This is a genomic window from Spirosoma arcticum, assembly GCF_054779955.1.
This window is the reverse complement of the sequence record NZ_BAAGXG010000002.1, coordinates 540,031-556,560: the sequence shown is the minus strand read 5'-3', so window position 1 is coordinate 556,560 and position 16,530 is coordinate 540,031. Positions and strand designations below refer to the sequence as shown.

General features: G+C 53.7%; 13 protein-coding genes and 1 tRNA gene. 9 read left to right on the top strand and 5 right to left on the bottom strand.

Annotated elements, in window-relative coordinates:
- Window positions 1-9 precede the first annotated feature (9 nt).
- From hemB to ACYVHB_RS06810, 3 genes are all read right to left on the bottom strand, one after another.
- Window positions 10-984, bottom strand: coding sequence for a porphobilinogen synthase (hemB, locus tag ACYVHB_RS06820; protein WP_461050836.1), 975 nt, complete (start codon window positions 982-984; stop codon window positions 10-12).
- Between the two features lie 91 nt (window positions 985-1,075).
- Window positions 1,076-1,768, bottom strand: coding sequence for a response regulator transcription factor (locus tag ACYVHB_RS06815; RefSeq protein WP_461050835.1), 693 nt, complete (start codon window positions 1,766-1,768; stop codon window positions 1,076-1,078).
- 56 nt (window positions 1,769-1,824) lie between these two features.
- Window positions 1,825-3,801 carry a sensor histidine kinase gene (locus ACYVHB_RS06810; protein WP_461050833.1) on the bottom strand — a complete coding sequence of 659 codons (1,977 nt, stop codon included), beginning with the start codon at window positions 3,799-3,801 and terminating at the stop codon, window positions 1,825-1,827.
- Between the two features lie 177 nt (window positions 3,802-3,978).
- On the opposite strand from ACYVHB_RS06810, the gene ACYVHB_RS06805 reads away from it, so the two are divergent.
- Together ACYVHB_RS06805 and ACYVHB_RS06800 are read left to right on the top strand one after the other, a co-directional pair.
- Window positions 3,979-4,806, top strand: a complete 828-nt coding sequence (locus tag ACYVHB_RS06805; RefSeq protein ID WP_461050831.1) for a T9SS type A sorting domain-containing protein — start codon at window positions 3,979-3,981, stop codon at window positions 4,804-4,806.
- A 119-nt stretch (window positions 4,807-4,925) separates the two neighbouring features.
- Window positions 4,926-5,171, top strand: coding sequence for a hypothetical protein (locus tag ACYVHB_RS06800; protein ID WP_461050829.1), 246 nt, complete (start codon window positions 4,926-4,928; stop codon window positions 5,169-5,171).
- A 20-nt stretch (window positions 5,172-5,191) separates the two neighbouring features.
- On the opposite strand, the gene ACYVHB_RS06795 is transcribed toward ACYVHB_RS06800, so the two are convergent.
- On the bottom strand, window positions 5,192-5,665 hold the full coding sequence (locus tag ACYVHB_RS06795) for a rhodanese-like domain-containing protein (protein WP_461050827.1): 474 nt from the start codon (window positions 5,663-5,665) through the stop codon (window positions 5,192-5,194).
- 241 nt (window positions 5,666-5,906) lie between these two features.
- On the opposite strand from ACYVHB_RS06795, the gene ACYVHB_RS06790 reads away from it, so the two are divergent.
- The 7 genes from ACYVHB_RS06790 to ACYVHB_RS06760 all read left to right on the top strand — a co-directional run bounded on the left by ACYVHB_RS06790 (window position 5,907) and on the right by ACYVHB_RS06760 (window position 15,550).
- Window positions 5,907-8,969 carry a glycoside hydrolase family 3 N-terminal domain-containing protein gene (locus tag ACYVHB_RS06790; RefSeq protein WP_461050825.1) on the top strand — a complete coding sequence of 1,021 codons (3,063 nt, stop codon included), beginning with the start codon at window positions 5,907-5,909 and terminating at the stop codon, window positions 8,967-8,969.
- Window positions 8,970-9,261: 292 nt separating this feature from the next.
- Complete coding sequence (locus ACYVHB_RS06785; protein WP_461050824.1) at window positions 9,262-12,426, top strand: Ig-like domain-containing protein; 3,165 nt, start codon at window positions 9,262-9,264, stop codon at window positions 12,424-12,426.
- Window positions 12,427-12,521: 95 nt separating this feature from the next.
- Entirely contained in the window at window positions 12,522-12,956 is a 435-nt protein-coding gene (locus tag ACYVHB_RS06780; protein ID WP_461050822.1) for a nucleoside deaminase, read from the top strand.
- A gap of 59 nt (window positions 12,957-13,015) precedes the next feature.
- The gene (locus ACYVHB_RS06775) at window positions 13,016-13,624 is read left to right on the top strand and encodes a superoxide dismutase (protein WP_461050820.1); all 609 of its coding nucleotides are present in this window, start codon (window positions 13,016-13,018) and stop codon (window positions 13,622-13,624) included.
- A 144-nt stretch (window positions 13,625-13,768) separates the two neighbouring features.
- Window positions 13,769-13,844 (top strand) — tRNA-His (locus ACYVHB_RS06770).
- Between the two features lie 80 nt (window positions 13,845-13,924).
- The gene (locus ACYVHB_RS06765) at window positions 13,925-14,584 is read left to right on the top strand and encodes a carotenoid biosynthesis protein (RefSeq protein WP_461050818.1); all 660 of its coding nucleotides are present in this window, start codon (window positions 13,925-13,927) and stop codon (window positions 14,582-14,584) included.
- A gap of 87 nt (window positions 14,585-14,671) precedes the next feature.
- A complete protein-coding gene (locus ACYVHB_RS06760; RefSeq protein ID WP_461050816.1) occupies window positions 14,672-15,550 on the top strand; it encodes a MerR family transcriptional regulator in 879 nt (292 codons plus the stop codon).
- A 15-nt stretch (window positions 15,551-15,565) separates the two neighbouring features.
- Here ACYVHB_RS06760 and ACYVHB_RS06755 read toward each other — a convergent pair whose 3' ends face one another.
- A complete protein-coding gene (locus ACYVHB_RS06755; RefSeq protein WP_461050814.1) occupies window positions 15,566-16,519 on the bottom strand; it encodes a D-2-hydroxyacid dehydrogenase in 954 nt (317 codons plus the stop codon).
- Window positions 16,520-16,530 lie beyond the last annotated feature (11 nt).

Here is a 16,530-nt window from a genome sequence, read left to right as displayed (position 1 = left end):
CATTTGCGCTTAGTGCAGCAATTGAGCAGCTTCCTTCGCGAAGTAGGTTAGAATTACACTGGCCCCCGCCCGCTTAATGGCCATCAACGACTCAGCCATTGCCCGCTGACCGTCGAGCCAGCCGAGTTGATTCGCGGCTTTTATCATGGCATACTCCCCACTAACGTTGTAAGCCGCAATGGGCAGATTGTAGTTGTCCCGTAGCAGTTTAATGATGTCCAAATACGGTAGCGCGGGCTTAACCATTAGAAAGTCAGCTCCTTCGGCAAAATCGAGTTGGGCCTCAATCAGCGCTTCACGGCTGTTGGCAGGGTTCATCTGATACGTTTTTTTGTCCCCAAACTTAGGCGCTGAGTCGAGCGCATCGCGGAAAGGCCCATAAAATGCACTGGCGTATTTAGCCGTATAGGCCATAATGGCCACGTCCTGGAAACCAGCTTCGTCGAGCACCTGGCGAATGTAGCCAATGCGCCCATCCATCATGTCCGATGGACCAACGATGTCGGCTCCGGCCTGTGCCTGCGCCAGGGCCATTTTGCCCAGTACCTCCAGGGTTTGGTCGTTGACAATTTTACCGTTTTCCACAATGCCGTCGTGCCCATCGGAACTGTAAGGGTCCATCGCCACATCGGTCATTACAACCACGTCTGGAAAGCGATCTTTGATGGCGCGAATCGTTTGCAGGTACAACCCATCCGGGTTATGACTCTCGGTGGCAAACTTGTCTTTTTTAGCGTCGGGCAGGTTGGGAAAAAGGGCAAACGTGCTAACTCCCAGATCAACGCATTCCTGAACTTCGTGGAGCAGTAAATCCGTGGAAAACCGGTAAATGCCGGGCATCGACTTCACCTCGCTGCGGATATTTTGCCCGTCCATGACGAAAAGGGGCAGGATGAAATCAGTGACGGACAGGCGGGTTTCCTGCACCATGTCCCGGATAGCGGCCGATTGGCGGTTCCGGCGGGGGCGACGTGTTAAGTTCATAGAGTTAGTCAGTTGGTGAGTCGATAAGTAAGGCAGTGAAACCCGCTTACTAACTTGTCGACTTATCAACTGACTAACGGACCAACTCGTTTTATACAACGAGCTTAAATCCTTCGCCATGTACATTTACGAGCTGCACGGTCGGGTCAGGTTTAAGGTATTTACGCAGCTTGGTCACGTAAACGTCCATACTTCGGGCGTTGAAATAGGAGTCGTCGCCCCACACCATTTTCAGGGCGAAACTACGGCTAACGGGTTGGTTTAGGTTCTGGGCGAGCAACCGCAGTAACTCCGATTCCTTACTGGTTAACTTCTGCGGCTGAGACTGACCGTCGTCACCGTCGTGCAGCAACTGATGCTGATAATCGAACGTTAGCGAGCCAATTTTGTAGGACGTCGGCTCCGCCACGTCGGTTGAGCGTTGGTAACGCCGGAGAATAGCCTGAATGCGGAGGAGCAGTTCTTCCATGCTGAATGGCTTGGTGATGTAGTCGTCGCCCCCGGCCCTGAAACCCTGAATGGTATCCTCCTGCATGGATTTTGCCGTCAGAAAGATGATCGGCACGTCACGACCGGCCATGCGAACCTCCTTCGCCAGGGTGAAGCCGTCTTTCTTGGGCATCATCACATCGAAGATGCACAGATCGTACGGGTTAGCCATAAACTGCTGCATTCCCTGATTACCGTCCGTAGCACGGTCGGTGGTGTAGCCTTTCATGGTCAGGTATTCCTGCACTAACAGACCCAGATTCGGGTCGTCTTCAACGAGTAGAATGGTAGGCATAGTCAAAAAGTGAAAGAGCGAAAGAATGAAAGAGCCATTGAGCGTTATTCGCCCTTTTACTCTTTCGCTCTTTCACTTTGTTTATAAGGCAACTCAATCTCGAACGAACTTCCCCTTCCCAACTGGCTCTCAACCCGGATCTGGCCGTGGTGCTCATCAACCATTTTCCGGACGTAACTCAAACCCAGTCCAAATCCCTTCACATCGTGCCGGTTGCCGGTCGGAACCCGGTAAAATTTCTCGAATACGCGGTTCACTTGCTCCTTCGTCATGCCCAGCCCTTGGTCGGCCACGGTGATGCTGATGCCTTCCGGCAGACTACGCGTTTGCAGCGTTATGTGCGGCTTGCCGGGCGAATACTTGATCGCATTGTCCAGCAGATTGTACAGTATGTTAGTCAGGTGAACTTCATCGGCCTCGACAAGTTCGTTCTCCGCGTCGAAGTTCAACTCCACTTCACCTTCGCGCTGCTCAATTTGCAGGCCAATGTTGTTGAGTACCTTTTCAATAATATCGTGAATGTTAACCAACGACAGATTCAGAACAATCTCGCCCCGGTCGAGCAGGGCCATCTGCAGCACTTTCTCAACGTGCGAGCCAAGTCGTCGGTTTTCGTCGCGAATGATACCCATATAGCGATCCAGACGATTTGCGGGAACAGGCTGGTTGAGACGATCTGAAGATAGACTTTCGTCGTCGGGCCGCACTGCCGGGAACCCGGCCGGTTCAACAACCATTGCTGCGCCAATTTTCCGGGCATTAGTCGACCGCAGTTGTTCCTGCGCCATTTCGACCGCTAACGAAATGGTCGAGATAGGGGTTTTGAACTCGTGGGTCATGTTGTTGATGAAATCATTTTTGATGTCGGCCAGCTTCTTCTGCTTAACAATTGTGCTGATGGCAATGTAAAAACAGGCCAATATGACCAGCAACAACACCGCCGACGCGCCAAACGTGAAGGCTAACCGGCTCAGAATGAACTGTTGCTGAGTAGGAAAATGGACGTGCACATAATTGCCCGTATCCATCATATTATTGGGAAACAGGGCGGCTTTGTAGGCATCGGTATTGAATTGCTTAGGTTCCGTACCGAGCGACGTAAACAAGAACTGCGGTCGACGGCGCGTCTGCACGCCATAGGCAAAGGGAATATCGATACCCCGTTCAGCCAGTGACTGCCGCAGGAGCGTGTCCAGCGCCAGTCGGTTAACCCGGTCTTCGATAGGTCGGTCGGACATTAACAGTCCCTTCAATATATCCTTAATTCGGCGCGACTGCTCCTCGGATCGACCGGCCGACTGGGTTACGCTGCCGGGCTTACTCGTTGCGTCTGGCGTTACCGATGCGACCGAACGGGTCTGTTTGGCTTTACGTTGCTGCACGGCCCGCCGGGCGCGGTTGCGAGCCACACGATCCGTAGAATCCTGCCGCCGGGCAGCCTGCGCCACCTGACTGTTAATGCGGTTCAACTCGCTGGCCAGATTGTGTTCAATCCACTGGTCAAACTGCTGCTGTTGCGCTAACTGCGTTTGCCAGTCGCCCACCGCCATTAACTCGTCCTGCTGCCGGAAAAACTCTTCAACGACCACCATCTGATCGGCCGACAGCGGGTGAACGGTCGGGTGGAGCACATCGGACTGAACGACCACCGCCCCGGCCGGAACCATACCCGGCGGCAGGGTCATGCGGTCAGTTGGTACTGATGTGCGGTTTGATGGGCGACTCCTGGCTACTGATTGGGAGGCAGTGACTGAGTTGCGGTCACGGGGGGGCGTCGGCTTGACTTCTTTCTTGGCAATGGCCATAAGCCGGTCCTGCTGCTCCCGGGCCTGAATCCGCTGCTTGGTCAGGTACACGATTTCCTGCCGTTCGAGGGTCCGAACAACTTCCTGAAGGGCGTCGGTGACTTTATAGGCAAACTGCTCCTTCTGCAACTGCAACGCACTGCCAATCCAGTAGAGTTGCAGCCCAACCAGTCCCAGTAACCCGACCGCCATCAGCGCGACAATCCAGCGTATGCGTTGTTTCGACATTTTCTTTACTCACTCGTGCAACCTTCAGTCGTTTTTGTCATCTATTGAAAAACCAAGGGGGCTGTCAGTAAAAGTACGAATCACTACGGGCACTCATCAACCCGTTAACAAACTTTAACACCCGCCCCATTACTCATTCACAATGCCTTTACGCTCCATTTACAACTACTTCGTATCATGAAAAAAACAGTTTTTATCAGCCGTCGGTTCGTTCCCGCTTTAGTGCTCGCCATTGGCCTGAGTACACTTGCCACCGCCCAAAGAGCCGAATTAACCCCATCAAAATCAGCGGGCAAGGAAGTGACCATTCGCGTTATTGAGCGCGACGGCACCGATATGCGTGAAACCGAGCGCACTTACCGGATCGACGGAATGAGCGATGCAGACCGGGATAAGCTGGTCACGAAATTAGTGGACTCGCTCAGAGTCAACCGGAAAGAAACGGGTGCCAGACGCCAGATGACGATTATTGTGCAGGATACCGATGGAGACCGGATCATCACCAGAGAGCGAACCAATCCCAGCACCGGTCGGGCACCGGGTGACGCCTACACCCGGCGCGACCGGCAACCCCGCACCGGCCGCGATCCGTGGGATAGCCAAACGTGGCAGTATGAGTTCCGGCGGGGGGCCGACTCGCTGGCCGATCAGATGAGCCGGTTCAGGTTTCAGATGCCAAGGGACTGGGACCGGCAACTGGCCCGACCCTTCGAGGATTGGGCGCGGACGATTAACACCAAGCCCTCCACCATTCGTGGGCTGGACGCGTATCCCAACAACCCCGACCGTGACCAGCTAAACGTCCGGTTTACGGCTCCGTCGAAGGGCGACGTGAGCATTGTGGTCACGAATGCAAAGGGTAAAGAGGTGACCCGTCGTGAGTTGAAGGACTTTTCGGGTGAATTTGTCGGGCAGATCAGCCTAGGCAGAAAGGCGCAGGGGACGTACTTCATCACCGTTACCCAAAATGAAGATGGTGCGGTGAAGCGCGTATTGGTGGATTAATGGTCAGCGGGCGGCATACTGATACGTATTCCGCCCGCTGAAAAAAATATTTAGTACTATGTTATGCAAGATACCAAACAAAACCTATAACTTTGCGTTGTACTTTAAAACGGATGGTTATGAAAACCCTGCTAACAATTAGCATTTTAATGGTCGGGTTGAGTGGACAGGCGTTCAGCATGGGCCACCCACACAACGTGTTTGCCGCACGTAAGCAAATGCGGGCCAAGGCATCGACTTCGGTAAGCAAGTCGAAAGTCCCTATTTGTTCGTCGTGGCAGTCGGTTGTTCAGATCGACAAGGATGCATTCAGCAAGCGGCTGCTGACGACTCTGTCACAAATGCGGCCATCGCGGACGTACTGAGGTTGGTATGTTTAAGTGCTTCACTCATACACCTTTTCACCCCGATTGAGCCAAACGCCCCACAACCGCGAATACGCATGAACGCGCTGCGTTGGCTTACCCTGCTTATCGACTACCGTATTTCCCTGGTTAACCCACTCAAACAGGCTACCATGCAGGTTGCGAATATGCTGGTAATCAGCGGCCAGCAGTTTCTCGCCAACCCGCTCACTGCGGTAGCCGACCGAACAGTATAGCACCACATCCGCCTGTTTGGGAATATCCTCCACTCGCTTCAGTTCGAAATCATCGTAGCCTACCCAACGGGCGTTAGGCAAATGACTGACGTCATACTCCGCCTTCGTCCGGGTATCGAGTAATACCACGTTCGGTTTCTTCTTCAACTCCACTACCGTTACCAGCGGCACCGTTTTCTTGTACATCGTTTCAAGCATGGCTCCATACGTCGGACTGGTTGTTTGCGCCAGCACAACGCCATTGGTTAGTAAGAACATACCCATAACTATCCAAAATCGCTTCATATCAGTGATCTGAAAATCTTTATTCATTAGTATTTTGCAATCCGTCCACCCGGAAGCTTCTTCTGGTAAATCAAACGAAACGGTACGACTATTTCGTTAAAAAGGTTAATTATTCGGGCACAGGCTATGGTTTACAGCCGCCTTTGGCTACTTTTATGGTTTGACACTAAACCAACAACAGCTGACCATAGCTTTTTTTACCTACTGAGTACCTATGCGGAACAACATTATATGGCCGATTGTGCTTGTCGGCATGCTGTCCGTCAGTTTATTGACTGCGTTTGGCCTGACAAATCCGGGGCGTACCATCTGGATCCGGTTTACCCTTCCCAAAACGCCCCACAGACCAACCTTGAAACGGGCGGTTGTCCCGACCATTACCCGTGCGTACGCTAAGCCCGTAGAAGTTTTCACCATGTCCGACAGCGGGCAGCAGTGGGTAGACAGTGTATTCCAGACACTCACGCCTGAACAGAAAATTGGCCAGTTTTTTATGGTAGCCTCGTTTTCTAACCGCCACGAGAATCACTACCAGTACATCGAGCACCTTATCCAAAGTAACCACATTGGCGGGTTGATTTTCTTCCAGGGTGGACCGCATCGTCAGGCTATTCTGACAAATCGGTATCAGGCTCAGGCCAAAGTACCGCTGCTGATTGGTATCGACGGCGAATGGGGATTGGGTATGCGGCTGGACAGCACGATGGATTTTCCCAAGCAGATGTCTCTCGGGGCCATTCGCGATAATGAGCTTATCTACCGGATGGGCGCCGAAATTGGGCGGCAGTGCCAGCGGCTGGGTATTCACATCAATTTCGCGCCCGTATCAGACATCAACAGCAACCCAACCAACCCCGTCATTGGCGTTCGATCCTTCGGTTCGTCTAAAGAAAATGTCGCGCTGAAAGCATCGGCCTACATGCGGGGCCTACAGGGAACGCACGTCATTGCCACCGCCAAGCATTTTCCGGGTCATGGCAACACCAACGTCGATTCGCACCATTCGCTGCCCACCGTTAGCCGGTCGTCGGAGCAGATGCGCGACATTGACCTGTATCCTTTCCGCAAACTCATTGCCGACAGCCTGATGGGTGTCGTGACGGGTCACCTGCACGTACCCGTCATGGACGATACGCCCGCCTTAGCCGCGACGCTGTCGGAGAAAATTGTTACCGAACTGCTTAAGAATGAGCTGGGTTTCCGGGGATTGGTTTTCACGGATGCTCTCAACATGGGTGGCCTGAGCCGGTCGCCCAAAGCGATGGACATCAACCTGCGGGCGTTGATTGCGGGCAACGACATTCTGCTGTATCCCGAAAACGTTCGCGAAGCGGCTCAGCACATTCTGAATGCCGTTCAGCAGGGCGTTATCTCGCAGGCATTCATCGACGAAAAAGTAAAGAAAATTCTGCGGGCCAAGTATTGGGCGGGTCTGAGCAACTACAAGCCCATTGACCTGGCGGGCTTGTCGGCCGACCTCAACTCGCCTGAAGCCGAGTTGCTCAAACGGGAGCTGTGCGAACAGTCCGTAACAGTAGTCAGCAATCAGAACAACCTGTTGCCCTTTTCCCGGTTAGATACGCTCCGGCTGGCGTCGGTGGCGATTGGGGCCAATGCAGGGAACGTTTTCCAAAAGACGCTCAATCAGTATGCGCCGTTTCAGACCCTTGCTTATCCCGACAAGCCCGTTTCGGATGCGGACCTGAGTACAATGCTGGAGCAGATTGGCGATGCCAATGTCGTTGTCGTCAGCTTTCACCGGATGAGCGAATCGGCCATCCGCAAGTTTGGCATTACCAAACAGTCGCTCGACCTGATTACGCGCCTGAAGCAACGTGGCACCAAAGTAATTGTTACAGCGTTTGGGTCGCCTTACAGCCTGACGCATTTTGTTGGGGCCGATGCGCTGGTGTGTGCCTATCAGGACATGGACGAAATGCAGCGCGTGGTGCCTCAGATGCTGTTTGGCGGCCTGGGCACACGGGGAATGCTGCCCATTTCGTCGGGCGATCTGGGCATCGGGCTGGGCGAACGGCTCAACCCCGAAGGCCGCCTGTCGATGGGGTCGCCGGAGAGTGTGGGCATGAAATCGACCGTGCTGGCCAAAATTGACGCCATTGCTCAGGGAGCCGTGCGCGACCATGTTGTGCCGGGTTGCGAGATCCTGGTAGCCCGCCGGGGTAAAGTGGTCTACAGCAAGAACTTCGGCGCAGTGACCTACTCTGCCGGGGCCGACAAAGTGACCGACGAAACGCTGTACGATCTGGCCTCGCTAACTAAAGTGCTGGCCACGTTACAAGCGGTCATGGTGCTTCACGACCGGAAACAAATCGACCTGACTCAAAAAGCATCCGCCTACCTGCCCGAGTTGCGGGGTACCAACAAGCAGCACATTCTGATTCAGGATCTGCTCTGGCATCAGTCGGGCATGGCCTCCTACTACCCCACCACCTGGGACCGGACCCGCAAGCCGGGCGGGGGCCTGAAAGCTGAGTTTTACAACCCCACGCCGGATAGCCTGCACACGCTTCAGGTTGCGCCAACGCTCTGGGCCGTTCCCGCCCTGCGCGATTCGGTCTGGAAGTGGGTTATCCAGTCGCCCGTATCACGCAAGAGCGACGAGTCGGGCAAACCGGCATACGTCTACAGCGACCTTAATTTCCTAACGCTTCAGAAGATTGTGGAGCGGGTCAGTAAGCAACCGCTGGATAAATTCGTCACAGAAAATGTGTACAAGCCGCTGGGGCTGCATCAGTTGGGATTCACACCCCTGCAACGGCTTAAAAGTCCGCACTGCGCCCCTACCGAGCAGGACACCTATTACCGAAATCAATTGCTGGTTGGCACGGTTCACGATCAGATGGCGGCCGTGCAGGGGGGAATATCGGGCCACGCGGGCTTGTTTGGAAACGCCCGCGACATCGCTACACTGCTCCAGATGAATTTGCAGAAGGGCATTTATGGCCAACAGCGTATTTTGAACCCCATGACGGTGCCTTATTTCACGCAAACACTCAGTAGCCGAAGTCACCGCGCTCTGGGCTGGGACAAACCTAATCCTGAGAGTGCCAGCAGCGTTTATATGGCCTCGCAGGTATCGCCCCGCTCGTTCGGACACACGGGCTTCACGGGCAATGTGGTTTGGGTCGATCCCGACGAGGAGCTGATTTTCGTCTTTCTCTCGAACCGAATCTACCCTACTGCGGGTAATAACTCGATCAACACAACCAAGCTCCGTCGCCGGATTCACGAGGTCATTTACAGTGCGGCTCAATGAAAGACCGGCCAGAGACTCATAAACACATCTCTTTTCTTATTTCTATCATTTGATGAATTAATGCCATTGCCGATTGGTAGTGGCATTTTTATTGCTATGTAGTTCTCACCTCTGCTTTACCCAGACAAGAACGCAAGTACACCGACTAATAAACGACTGATTATCAGTAATTTTTGATAAAATTTTAGTAATTCTCGCACCAGTCATGCATATACACCGAGACTTGTAACGTCTGAATATCGCATGCAAAATTATTAACTTTGAAACCCTGAACAGTTTCAGTATACCCGCTATGAAAGGACGCAACGTTTACTTCTGTCTTCTTTTCTACTTGTACTTTGTTAGTGCATTCACGCACAGTAAAGCCCAGACGATCACGACCGGAGCTGTGACGCCTAACTCCATTTGCGCTGGCACCGGCGGAACTGTAACCGTACTGTTCACAACGTCCGGCGCATTCGCCAGCAGTAACACCTTCTCCGCTCAGTTGTCAGACGCATCGGGCGTGTTCCCAGCCAATCCAACGGTTATTGGTACCATCAGAACGACATCTCCTCTTTCAGGCACGATCAGTTCGACGCTTGCTGTCGGCTCCAACTACCGAATTCGGGTCGTATCGAGCAGCCGGGCCGTAGTCGGTACGACCAGTACAAACGCTCTGCTTGTTAATCCCCTGCCAGCCGCACCCGCCATTACCACACCCCTTCCCTACTGCGAAGACGACCCCAACCCGGCTTTGCTCATGGCTACGCCATCGGCGGGTGGTACGCTAAACTGGTACGGCACAAATCCGAACGGACCGGGCAATCCCAGTTTAGCCAGACCCAACACGAGTGCTGCGGGATCGTCAATGTATTATGTCAGCCAAACGGTGAACGGCTGCGAGAGCAAACCCCGCACCCCCATTCCTGTTTCGGTACGGGCAAAACCGGCGGCACCCGGCGTCAGTCCGGTCAACTACTGCACCGGGCAAACGGCCAGTGCACTATCAGCTACGCCATCGACGGGCGGGACGCTGAACTGGTACGGCACCAGCCCAACCAGCGGAACGGCATTGCCTACAGGCCCAATTCCTACGGTCAATGCAACGTACTACGTCAGCCAGACGGTAAACGGCTGCGAAAGCACACGAGCCAGCCTTGTGGTTACGTTCACCCCTTCACCGGCCGCTCCATTAGCCACCGCTCCGGGTCCGTATTGCGAAGGAACAACGGCCCCATCGCTCACTGCTGCGGGCCAGAATCTGCGCTGGTATGGCAGTGTTACCGGCGGAACGAGTTCTACTCTGGCAACCGTCCCCAGCACAACGGTCGTTGGCACGACCATATACTACGTTAGCCAGATGGTTAACGGCTGCGAAGGTCCGCGAACGGCCATTCCGGTATTAGTGAAAGACACGCCTGACAGGCCTGGTACGACGGCGGTAAGTTTTTGTCAGGGTACTCAACCACCAGCGCTAACGGCTGCATTGGTGGCCAACGCAGCGCCCAACTGGTACGGAACCAATGCAGCGGGTGGCAGCGCATCGGGCACGGCACCAGCCCTAAGCAGTTCAACCGTCGGCAGTACCACCTATTACGTGAGCCAAAAATTAGATGGCTGCGAGAGTCCCCGCGCCAGCCTGAACGTACTGGTCCGGCTGACGCCCGGCGCACCGGGCGTCAGCCGGACCAGTTTTTGTAATAATCGCCAGGCGCAGCCGCTTTCGGCCAGCGGCTCGAACATCAAATGGTTTAACGCGGCCGGAAATGAGTTGGCAGGGACTCCCACACCAGTCACAAACACCGTTGGCGATCAATTATTTAGGGCATCGCAAACAAGCAGCGAAGGCTGCGAAGGGCCCAAAGCTGATTTGGTGGTCACCATTAAACCCCTGCCGGGTCTGCCCAGTGTGGCTAACCTCAGTTTTTGCCAAGCCCAAACCGATCAGCCAGCCCAGAATGTGTCGGCATTGTCGGCCAATGGACAAAATCTGCGCTGGTACAACCTGAACGGTGACGCGCTCTCCAATGCCCCAACGCCCGCCATCGACCGGACAGGCGTTCAGAACTACCAGGTTAGCCAAACAGTGAATGAGTGCGAGGGAGACCGGGCTACGCTTCAGGTGACAGTCAGAACAACGGCGGCTCCGGCCGTGACCAAGCCGTTGGTCATGTACTGCATCAATGCGCAGGCAACCCCATTACAGGCAACCATTGAGCCGGGAGCCAGTGCCCGGTGGCTCGACCCTTATGGCCGGATCACGAATGATGCGCCGACGCCCTCCACGCTCAACACCAACGTTGACCCGGCGGGCGACCGGTTCTTTGTCTATCAAATCGGTAGTAACGGGTGCTACAGCCCCCGGTCCGCCATTCGGGTTATCGTCAACACGACCCCAACGCTTTCCTTGGCAGCCCCCATCTCCAATGTAAATTTAGGCCTGAAAGTACCGCTGAAACTGACATTTACCGGATCAGCTCCGTACAGCTATACCATCACGGGCGGTTACACGGGCACTTCACTAACCAACGACACGACCATCACTGTTTTGCCACGCGGTAACACCACCTACCAAGTGAATGCCGTTAGGAATGGCTGCGGCATCGGCCTGCCCGGCAACCCGGCCACTGCCGTTGTTACCGTGCGCATACCGACCGTGGCAACTGGTGCCGTAACGAACTCGACACTCTGCGTCGGGATGTCGCTGACGGTTCCGTTCACGACAACGGGTCAGTTTAATCCGGGCAATACGTTCCGATATGAGTTGGTCAGTCTGGCCGATTCAACCAAGAAGTATGATATTCCGGCAACGGCAAGCGCGTCGCCCGTGACGGCGATATTGCCTCTCACAATACTAAGCGGGCAGTATTTCGTCCGGGTTAAGGCGCTGAATCCTGAGGTGGGCGTTACGGGAACAAACAGCCCGACACCAGTAACCATTCGGTCGCTGCCATCGGCTGCGCTAACGGGAAGTCAGGCCATTTACGAAGGAACGCCTGCTAATCTGACCATTGCCTTCGGGGGAGATGGTCCCTGGACAGTAACCTACGCCGACAGCATTCGCAGCTATTCGGCGGTGACGACGGTTAACCCCTACGTGGCTGAAATTCGGCCCGCCCGCACGACCACGTACCGCATCACCAGCGTGACCAACAGTTGTGGCACCGGGCCTCGATCAGGCACGGCAACGGTTTCGGTACTGCCCCTGCTGGGCGTTGAGGATAACTCGCTCGATCCGTTGGTGACGGTCTATCCCATTCCAACCAGCACCGTACTTACGGTGGAGCTTGATCTGCCGCTGCTCCGCGACCCTGCTGAAATTTCCCTGCTTACCATGCAGGGGCGATCCGTGTTGCAGCACAGCACACGTAGCCGCCGAACCGACCTTGACTTAAGTGCCCAGCCCAACGGACTTTATATCCTGCGCATTCAGGTCGGTGACCGATATACCGTTAGAAAGGTTATAAAGTTGTAGAATCAGTTGGTCAGTCAATAAGTCGGTTAGTTAGCCAGATAGCTGGTATTAACAGATCAACTAACCGACTGATTGACTAACCGACTGACTATGCTATGTCCGACGAATATTTCATGGAAATTGCCCTTGGGCTGGCGGAAGAAGCCGCCGGCGATGGCGAAATTCCCGTTGGGGCGGTGGTGGTTTGTCAAAACCGAATCATCGCGAAAGCCCGCAACCAGACCGAACGGCTAAACGACGTGACGGCCCATGCCGAACTAGTAGCCATTACGGCTGCGGCCAACCACTTAGGCGGCAAATACCTCACTGATTGCACCCTTTATGTTACACTGGAACCGTGTGTGATGTGTGCGGGTGCCTTATTTTGGGCGCAGGTCAGCCGGTTGGTCATCGGCGCCCCCGATCCGAAACGGGGTTATAGCCGGATTACGCCGTCGTTGCTTCATCCGAAAACCCGGCTTGAAACCGGCGTTTTTGCCGATGAAAGTCAGGCATTGCTGGCAAAGTTTTTTCAGCGCTTAAGAACATAACGTCAACAGGCTTTGTTACTCCAACCGAACTGTCTTTCATTCTAAACCAGTACCCAAAAATGGCATTTGTCTTAGATCCACTACCCTACCCGAGCGATTCGCTCGAACCCAATATTGACAAGCAGACCATGGAAATTCACCATGGCAAACACCATAACGCGTACGTAACGAACCTCAATAACGCTATTGCGGGCACGGAAATGGAAGCTAAGTCCATCGAAGACCTGTTGGCCACCGTAAGCCAGTCGCCGGTGGCGGTGCGTAACAACGGGGGTGGTCATTTCAACCACACCATGTTCTGGAACACGATTTCGGGTAGTGGTGGTGGTCAGCCAACGGGCGAATTAGCCGAGGCTATCACGGCGAAGTTTGGTTCGTATGATGCTTTTAAGGAAGAATTTGCGAAGGCGGCTACTACCCGGTTCGGTTCGGGTTGGGCGTGGCTGATTGTGACGCCCGAAGGCCAACTGGCCGTAACATCGACGCCCAATCAGGATAATCCGTTGATGGATGTAGTTGATACCAAAGGGTTCCCCATTATTGGTCTTGACGTTTGGGAACACGCTTATTACCTGAAGTATCAGAACCGTCGGCCCGATTACATTGCTGCTTATTTCAACGTTGTCGACTGGAACGCAGCCGAGCAGCGGTATCAGCAGGGGAAGTAAGCTTAATGAATAATGCCTGATGAATGATGTAAAACGGTGCGATAGTGTGCGTTATTAACCTGCATTATCCATTTTACATCATTCATTATCTATTAAATCCATTGTCAATTACTCACTATCTATTAACTTTGCATTCTCAAAAATGGTGGTTGTAGCTCAGTTGGTTAGAGCACTGGTTTGTGGTACCAGGGGTCGCGGGTTCGAGCCCCGTCTCCCACCCTTCATAATAGCCCCGGACAGCCGGGGCTTTTTTTATGGCCACCGCGTCAACTTTCCTTCGGTACAAGCGGTTTCTCCCTCATGCCTGCCACTATCCCCATAGCGTCCCGGTATCATCCAACCATTAAAACGGTTCTGGTGCTGGCCTACGCAGCGGGCACCATTGGCCTTCATTTGCCGATTTTAGCCCATTACTTCCGTCCACTCAGTCCACTGACCCTGATCAGTTCCCTAATTGTGCTGTTGCTGTACCATGCCGACTGGCGACCAGCTTTCTGGCTTTATGCGGGACTGACCTTTCTGATTGGCTACTTCGTTGAGGTAGTGGGCGTTCATACGGGTCTGATTTTTGGACACTATGCCTACGGTTGGGGCTTAGGCGCTCAGCTGTGGTCCGTTCCGCCCGTTATCGGTCTAAACTGGCTGACGCTCTCGTACTGTTGCGGCTCCGTTTGTGATCAACTGCGCGTGCCCACTTGGGCGAAGGTGATAGCCGCATCAACCTTGATGGTCGGGCTTGATTTTCTCATCGAACCAGTGGCCGTAGAACTGGATTTCTGGACGTGGTTTGGTCAACCGGTTCCCGTGCGTAACTACGCTGGCTGGTGGCTCGTGTCGGCCACGTTGTTCAGCCTTTGGTATGCCCTTCCTTTTCAAAAGGAAAATCGATTAGCCAAGTGGCTGCTCATTCTTCAGTTCCTCTTTTTCGCGCTGCACAATCTGTTGATGTATTTGAGGTAGAAAGTTAAACAAAATCCTTATTTTAGGGTTTATTTTACGAAATCTATACCAATACTGTCTAATCAGGCTGTGTAGCTACTCTGGGGCATGAGCAATTATTCAATTAAAGATTTAGAGCAGCTCTCCGGCATAAAAGCCCATACGCTGCGCATTTGGGAACAGCGGTACAACATCATTTCGCCCAAACGAACCGATACAAACATCCGCACGTACGACGACCGGGACCTGAAATTGGTACTGAATATCTCGTTACTGAAGGATCATGGCTATAAGATATCGGAGATCTCGAAGCTGTCAATCGAGGAAATGTACCAGGAGGTTATCAAGATTTCGGACCGGCAGCTTAATTACCCGGATCAGATTCACGCCCTGACGATTTCGATGATTGACCTGGACGAGGAACGCTTCGAAAAAATTGTCAGCACGAACATTCTCCAGTTTGGCTTTGAAGACACGATGATTCACATCATCTACCCATTCCTGAACCGAATCGGTACGCTATGGGTGACGGGATCGGTAGGTCCGGCGCAGGAACACTTCATCACGAATTTGATTCGCCAGAAAATAATCGTCGCCATTGATGGACAAGTGAACAAACAACGCCCCAACGGCAAGAAATACATGCTTTACCTACCGGAGGGAGAATTACACGAGATTAGCCTGCTTTTTGCCAATTATATCGTTCGCGCCCGCTACAATAGAGTAATCTATCTGGGCCAGAACCTGCCGTTCAATGAGTTGGTATTTGCCTACAACGTTCACCGACCTGACTTCATCTTTACGGCGCTGACCTCAACGCCATCGAACCACGAAGTACAGCCTTATGTTGACCGGCTGGTGAAAGCGTTTCCCGACGCCCACCTGCTGCTAACGGGTTATCAGGTTGTTGGTCAGGACATTAGCCTGCCTGACAATGCTACGGTAATTAATCAGATTGAGGATCTGGTTCGCATTTCGGATTCGTAGCAGGCCATTTGTTGGTCAATTAACCACATTTACTGGCGCACCATCCAGAAAGGCGCGAACATTGTCGGCCACGATGTACATCAGCCGCTGGCGAGCTTCGAGACTGGCCCAGGCAATATGGGGCGTAATTACGCAGTTCTTAGCTGTCAGTAGCGGATTGTTGGCCGTTGGAGGCTCCACCGACAGAACATCCAATCCCGCCCCGGCAATCGTTCTGGTGTTCAGTGCATCGGCCACGTCGGCTTCGTTCAGCAGGCTCCCCCGGCTGGTATTGAGGAGCCAGGCCGTTGGCTTCATTTGCGCCAGCAAGTTCCGATTCACAAATCCAATAGTGTCGGGCGTAGCCGGGCAGTGTAGCGACACAATGTCACTTTCGGCAAACAGCGTTTCACGATTCACAATCGTCACGCCCTCCTCCGCTGTGGGCTGCGGACTGCGTCGGTTCACAAGTATATTCATATCAAACGCCCGGCCAATCTGGGCCACTTTGCGACCAATATCACCGTAACCAACGAGTCCCAGCGTCTTACCTGTCAGTTCGACCAGTGGGCTTTTGGTGTAACTGAAATCTGGCGATGCTACCCATTCCCCCGCCCGTACGCTATCGGTATGTTGCCCAACCCGGTGCGTCAATTCCAGCAACAGTGCGAACGTCAGTTGCGCTACCGAGTCGGTGCTGTAACCCTTTACGTTCGTGACGACGATGCCGCGTTCGCGGGCCGCTGCCGTGTCGATGATATCATAACCGGTGGCCGTTACGCCAATATACTGTAGTTGTGGCAGTTGGTCAAGCGTTTCGCGGTTCAGTTTAACCTTATTGACCAGCACAATCTCGGCGTCTTTTGCCCGCTCAATCAATTCGCTGGGACTGGTGCGGTCGTAAAAGGTTACGTCGCCGAGTAACCGAATGGGTGCCCAATCGAGGTCGCCGGGGTTGAGCGTGTGCGAATCGAGATAAACAATGTTCATAAACGGATTTT